A 5,422-nucleotide genomic window follows, 5' to 3' on the forward strand; every position below is an offset into this window, starting at 1 on the left:
TTCGCTCGATATAAACTTCTCACCTTTATTTTTGATTTTTCATAAAATTTAAGACAAAAAAAAGACTTTACAATGAAGTAAAGTCTTTGAGCGAAAGACCGGGTTCGAACCGGCGACATTCAGCTTGGAAGGCTGACGCTCTACCAACTGAGCTACTTTCGCATTATTGGTAAGCGGTTGCAAATATATAAACATTTTTGAGTTCTGCAATGTTTTTTTAATGAAAAATTAGTGTTTTATTGATTAATAATTTTGAGCAGTTTTGTATGCTGCGGAAATTAAAGGATGATCATCTATTAGTACAACAGAATATGTTGAGCTCTTTTCCATTTTGTAATATTATTTCTATTTTTAAGTAAGGATACAATGGGAATAAAATCGCGAATATCTGTTTTTAAATACGTTTAAAATGTTGTTTATGGTACTAATTATATAAAAATGTTGTAATTGGTATTCATAAGAATAAATAAACTGTAAAAGAAAAATCTCACAAAAGAGTAAAAGTTTTAGGGAAACTTACTTTTTTGTGAGGAAAATTTATCTTTTAATTAGTAGGGTAATTAATTTAAAGTAATTATAGTGTTTTTAGATAATGATGTGTTTATTAAATCCATATTATCTATAAACGTTTTTGTAAAGGGTATTTTATGTTGGTTATTAAGAATACAAACAGATTTTCCGTAATGTATTCTAGAAATACAATCTTTATTAATGATATAACTTTTATGAATTCTTAAAAAGTTTTTAGGAAGCGTGTTCTCAAAAACTTTAAGTGTTTTATATACTACCACAACACTGCCATCAGACATGAAAAAATCCGTGGTATTGTTATCTGCCTTTAAATATAAAATTTTATCTATATCTAAATATCTATAATCTTTATTAGATTTTAAACAGATGGTTGTCTGTATACTGGGTTCGTTCTTTTTTAATACTTTTAAGATACTTTTTCTAATGCTAAGTTCTGTTAATGGTTTTAATATAAAATCTGTAAAATTATATTTATAGGCATCATACGCTTTTTCTTTAAAAGCAGACATTGCTACAAATGTTGGTGGTCTTTTTGTATAATTTTGAACCTCTAACATAAATTCTGCAATATTAAAAGTGGGCGAATCTATATTTATTATAATAATTTCTGCATTATTTTTTAAAACGGCATTTAAAGCTGCATCTTGATTTTCTGAAGATTCTAAAAAATAAATTTCAGGGAATTCTAGCGCAATAGCCTTTATGTTGGCCGTTGTATTTTTATCATTTTCTATGATGATGCTAGAAATCATTTGCTTTTTTTTATTAGTAATGTAAAAATACAATAGAGAAAAGGATTTTGAGTAAGGGAAAAGACTAAAATAAATAAGGGTAAAACTTACCATTGTAAGTTTTGTAAATATCTATTGTGATATAAGGTTCACAGATACTTATTGTAGGTTTTAACAGCAATAGTTTTGCAATAGGATATTTTTTTTTTGTTATAATTAGTTTTAGTCTTTAGCAATTAAAAATTTTATGAATTATAAGGTTTTAATAAAACTTTTCATCTTTACGCAACACTTTTAAAAAATGAAAACCATATATATTATAACCTTCATTATAATAGAATTTATGAGATTTTGGGTTACTAGCATAGGCATTTAATTCAATGGCTTCGCAGCCTTTACTTTTTACATGATTGTCTATCCAGTGAAAGAATTTCTTTCCAAGACCTTGGCCTCTTATGGTGTTCTCTATAATTACATGATCTGGTTCTGCAGACTTACCAATATAATGTCTTGTAGTATACCAAAGCCCAGAAATACCAACTAATACATCATTAACATACAAACCAACACATTCATAATTTGGTAAATTGGCCATTTCTATCACTCTTTTTTCTAAAATGTTAATTGGCGTAGTGGTGTTTAATTTTGATAAAAGCGGAATAATTGTTAAAATTTTATCGGCCTTAATAATTTGAATATGAGTTTTCATATTAATAAATTTTGGCAAATATATTGTTTGCTTCTTTGAATGTGAATTTAAAAAAGTAAAATTTTATACTTTTTTAAGATAAGGTTAAAACCTATTTTTTTAGTAAAAAGAAAAAGGTTTTATATAAAACCTTTTTCTTTAGCTAAATAAAGCAGTTCTTTATCATCAGAAGCGGTTATATTAAATATTTGTTTTAAATGTCTTTTTCTTTTTTCTATTCCTGCTAGAGAAAGGGGTATCATCTCTGGAAGTTCTTTCATTTTTGTACCAATAGATAATTCATAAAGAATTTTTCTATCAATATCATCAAGCAAAAAATTATTACTTATTTGTTTTCTTAATAGTTTTGTAACTGTTTTACTGTAATACGGTGGGTCTGAAATAATGGTATTAATGGTTTCTATTAATTCTTTTGGAGTAATATCATTTTTAATTAAAAACCCATCAGGATTAATGCTTTTAAAAATACTGTGTACTCTATAATTATCATTTAGAGTGGTAGAAACTACAATTTTTGTTTTTGGTAATAATGTCTTAATTTTTATACCTAAATCTTCACCAGAAAGAATTTTACCATCTTTAGATGGTGGTAATTTAATGTCTAAAAAAACAATGTCTAATTTTTTATTATTCGTATTATATTCTTCGATAATTTCATTTGCTGTATCACAATCTTCTGCAACTTCTATATTAAAAATTAGAGAAGGGTTTTTTTTGGCCACAAAACTAAAGGCAGTTTTGTATGCTTCTGCAATTAAAGGATGGTCATCTATAATGATAACAGAATAGGGTTGGCTGTTCATTTAATTATTTTATAGGGATTTCTATTACTATTTTTGTGCCTTCATTAGGTTTAGAGTAAATCTTAAATTTACCATTTAATTTTACTACCCTAGACTTAATGTTTTTTATTCCAATTCCTTTTTCTTTCTTTTTTATTATAAAACCAGCACCATTATCTGTAATTGACAATACTAAATTTGATTCTTTAGAAGAGAAAAGAATGGTAACTTTTTTTGCTTTTGCATGTTTAATTATATTTTGCAAAGACTCTTGTATAATTCTGTATAAATTTACTTTAATTATTTCGTTTATTTTATACCAATCTGTAATCTCTTTAAAATCTAATTCAAATGTAAAATTACCTAATTCACTATTACCTTCTACTAATTTATGAATAATGGTTGTAAAATTAATGTTTGAGCTGTCAAAATTATTATTTAATTTATGAGAAACGTCTCTAATTTCTTTCTCAATAGTTTGTAATTCATCTAAAAATAATTCATGCTTTTCTTTTACACTTTTACTTGAATTAATATCTAAAAAACCTAAGCCAATTCGTGTGCCAAATAATTTGCTTAAAATTCCATCATGTAGTTCTTCAGAAATTCTATTTCTCTCATTTACTTTTTCTTTTTCTAGCTCTGTTTGTTGTTGCAAAGTTAAAAGATATACTTGTTCATTGGCTCTTTGTTGTTCTGTTTCTAAAATAAGTTTTTCTTTTTCTATTTTTTGAGTTCTTACTGAATATAAAAAAAATGTTAAAATTAAGATACTTATTCCTACAATAGAAAGCCATTTTATTTGTTCAAATAAACTTGCAGTTTTTGCTTTATACTCATTTGTTTCTAAAGATATTCTTGAAAATTTATTTAAAATTTTACGTTCTGTAATTTGTAAACTATCTTTAAATGAGATATATTTTTTTAAAAATAATGTACTATTTTTTGAATCTAATTCTGCCAAGCTTTTTAAAGTAGATAAATAATCTCTATTATTTTTAATTTGTTTGGCTAAATTATTGGCTTTAAGAACATATAATTTTGCGTTAATCTTATCTTTTTTATATCGATAATATTCAGACAAATGCATATAACTTGTTATTAAACCATCTGTACTTTGCAAACTATCTCTAATATGTAAAGATTCTTGAATTTTTTTTTCGATACCTAAAGTATCTTTATTTAAAAGACTTGTGTACGCAATGTTGTCTGTAATTCTTGCATATTCTAAGGGTAATTTCTGCTTTAATTTTGTATCTAAATCTTTTTTAAAGTAGCTAATAGCAGTTGTATATTCTCCTTTTTTTTGATAGGTTAAACCAATATTATTATTAATACTAAACTGATTTATAAAATTAGCTTTTTTTGAATATTCTAAAGCTTTTTTAAAATATAACAAAGCTGCATCATATTCTTCTAATTCGAACTGAATAACGGCTAAACTATTATAAGAATTAGAAAGTTCTTTATATTTATTTAACTCTTTAAATATTTTAATAGTTTTTACAATATATATTTCACTACCAACATAGTCTGAAAATTGATTTTGAATATAGGCTTTCCCAATAAGCATTTTAGCATAATACTCTTTATAATTGACAAAATATTTTTCGGCAACATTAAAATGATAATAAGCGCTATCATACACTTCTTTATTATTGTAATAACTGGCGTAGTTCCAATGCATATCTGCAATAAAAAACGAATCCTTTAACCGCATTGCATGCCATAAACCTTCTTTATTAATTTTTTTGAATAAAAAAGTATCTTTTAATTTTAATTCTTGGTAGGCAATGTCACTCCATAATTTAATGGTAATTCCATCTGTTTTTAGCTCCTTTAGTTGGGAATAAGATTTTGATAAATATTGCTTTCTTATAGAAAGTTTTAATGTAGTGTTTTTAGAGTTTTTAATCCAATTAGAAATACTATCTTTTTTAGCTGATAAAATTTCGGGATTTTGAAGTTTATTGCTACAAGAAATTATTAAAATACCAAAGAATATTGAAAATAATAAAAATTTATAAGTTCTCAAAGGATTACATTTTAGAAACAAATCTATAAAAAAGCCTTTAATGATTTACAATAAAGGCCTTTTTTAGTTTTTTAGGAATCTAATTATTTATGGTTTGCTACCGTTGTCTTGAGAAATATCTCCGGTTGCCTGTATGTTTTCTACAGCATTGGTGTCTAGATTGTCATCTTCTAAATCTGTACAAGAAGTAAAAGCAAGGGTAAAAAGAATTGATACGAATAAGATTTTTAAAGTTTTCATTTTTGGGGGATTTTTAAGGTTATGCTATATTGAATCTACTATTACAGTAGTAGTTTGTTTTTATTGAATTCTTAAAGTAGAACTTATGGTTTGCTACCGTTGTCTTGAGAAATATCTCCTGTTGCTTGTATGTTTTCTACAGCATTGGTGTCTAGATTGTCATCTTCTAAATCTGTACAAGAAGTAAAAGCAAGCGTAAAAAGAATTGATACGAATAAGATTTTTAAGGTTTTCATTTTATAGGGATTTTTAAGGTTATGCTTAATTGAGTCTACTACTTTGGTAATAGTTTGTTTTCATTAAATTCTTAAAGTAGTACTTATGGTTTGCTACCGTTGTCTTGAGAAATATCTCCTGTTGCTTGTATGTTTTCTACAGCATTGGTGTCTAGATT

At 25.7% G+C, this 5,422-nt stretch carries 6 protein-coding genes and 1 tRNA gene; all 7 read right to left on the minus strand.

Features of this window, described 5'->3' with window-relative positions; translation table 11 throughout:
* Positions 1 to 89: 89 nt before the first annotated feature.
* Positions 90 to 162 (minus strand) — tRNA-Gly (locus tag ACSHW5_RS16515).
* A 398-nt stretch (positions 163 to 560) separates the two neighbouring features.
* Entirely contained in the window at positions 561 to 1,283 is a 723-nt protein-coding gene (locus tag ACSHW5_RS16520) for a LytR/AlgR family response regulator transcription factor (protein ID WP_435677249.1), read from the minus strand.
* A gap of 241 nt (positions 1,284 to 1,524) precedes the next feature.
* Positions 1,525 to 1,971 carry a GNAT family N-acetyltransferase gene (locus tag ACSHW5_RS16525; protein WP_435677250.1) on the minus strand — a complete coding sequence of 149 codons (447 nt, stop codon included), beginning with the start codon at positions 1,969 to 1,971 and terminating at the stop codon, positions 1,525 to 1,527.
* A 119-nt stretch (positions 1,972 to 2,090) separates the two neighbouring features.
* Positions 2,091 to 2,774 carry a response regulator gene (locus ACSHW5_RS16530; RefSeq protein ID WP_435677251.1) on the minus strand — a complete coding sequence of 228 codons (684 nt, stop codon included), beginning with the start codon at positions 2,772 to 2,774 and terminating at the stop codon, positions 2,091 to 2,093.
* Positions 2,775 to 2,778: 4 nt separating this feature from the next.
* Positions 2,779 to 4,788: a tetratricopeptide repeat-containing sensor histidine kinase gene (locus ACSHW5_RS16535; protein WP_435677252.1), complete on the minus strand. Its 2,010-nt coding sequence runs from the start codon at positions 4,786 to 4,788 to the stop codon at positions 2,779 to 2,781.
* 87 nt (positions 4,789 to 4,875) lie between these two features.
* Entirely contained in the window at positions 4,876 to 5,028 is a 153-nt protein-coding gene (locus ACSHW5_RS16540; protein WP_435677064.1) for a hypothetical protein, read from the minus strand.
* An 83-nt stretch (positions 5,029 to 5,111) separates the two neighbouring features.
* Positions 5,112 to 5,264: a hypothetical protein gene (locus tag ACSHW5_RS16545; RefSeq protein WP_435677064.1), complete on the minus strand. Its 153-nt coding sequence runs from the start codon at positions 5,262 to 5,264 to the stop codon at positions 5,112 to 5,114.
* Between the last annotated feature and the right edge of the window lie 158 nt (positions 5,265 to 5,422).

The organism is Polaribacter sp., from assembly GCF_051251875.1.
GTDB lineage: Bacteria > Bacteroidota > Bacteroidia > Flavobacteriales > Flavobacteriaceae > Polaribacter.

Excerpts from the sequence above, each read along its gene's own strand:
- ACSHW5_RS16520 (WP_435677249.1), bottom strand. The coding sequence starts at position 1,283 with ATGATTTCTAGCATCATCATAGAAAATGATAAAAATACAACGGCCAAC.
- ACSHW5_RS16525 (WP_435677250.1), bottom strand. The coding sequence starts at position 1,971 with ATGAAAACTCATATTCAAATTATTAAGGCCGATAAAATTTTAACAATT.
- ACSHW5_RS16530 (WP_435677251.1), bottom strand. The coding sequence starts at position 2,774 with ATGAACAGCCAACCCTATTCTGTTATCATTATAGATGACCATCCTTTA.
- ACSHW5_RS16540 (WP_435677064.1), bottom strand. The coding sequence starts at position 5,028 with ATGAAAACTTTAAAAATCTTATTCGTATCAATTCTTTTTACCCTTGCT.
- ACSHW5_RS16545 (WP_435677064.1), bottom strand. The coding sequence starts at position 5,264 with ATGAAAACCTTAAAAATCTTATTCGTATCAATTCTTTTTACGCTTGCT.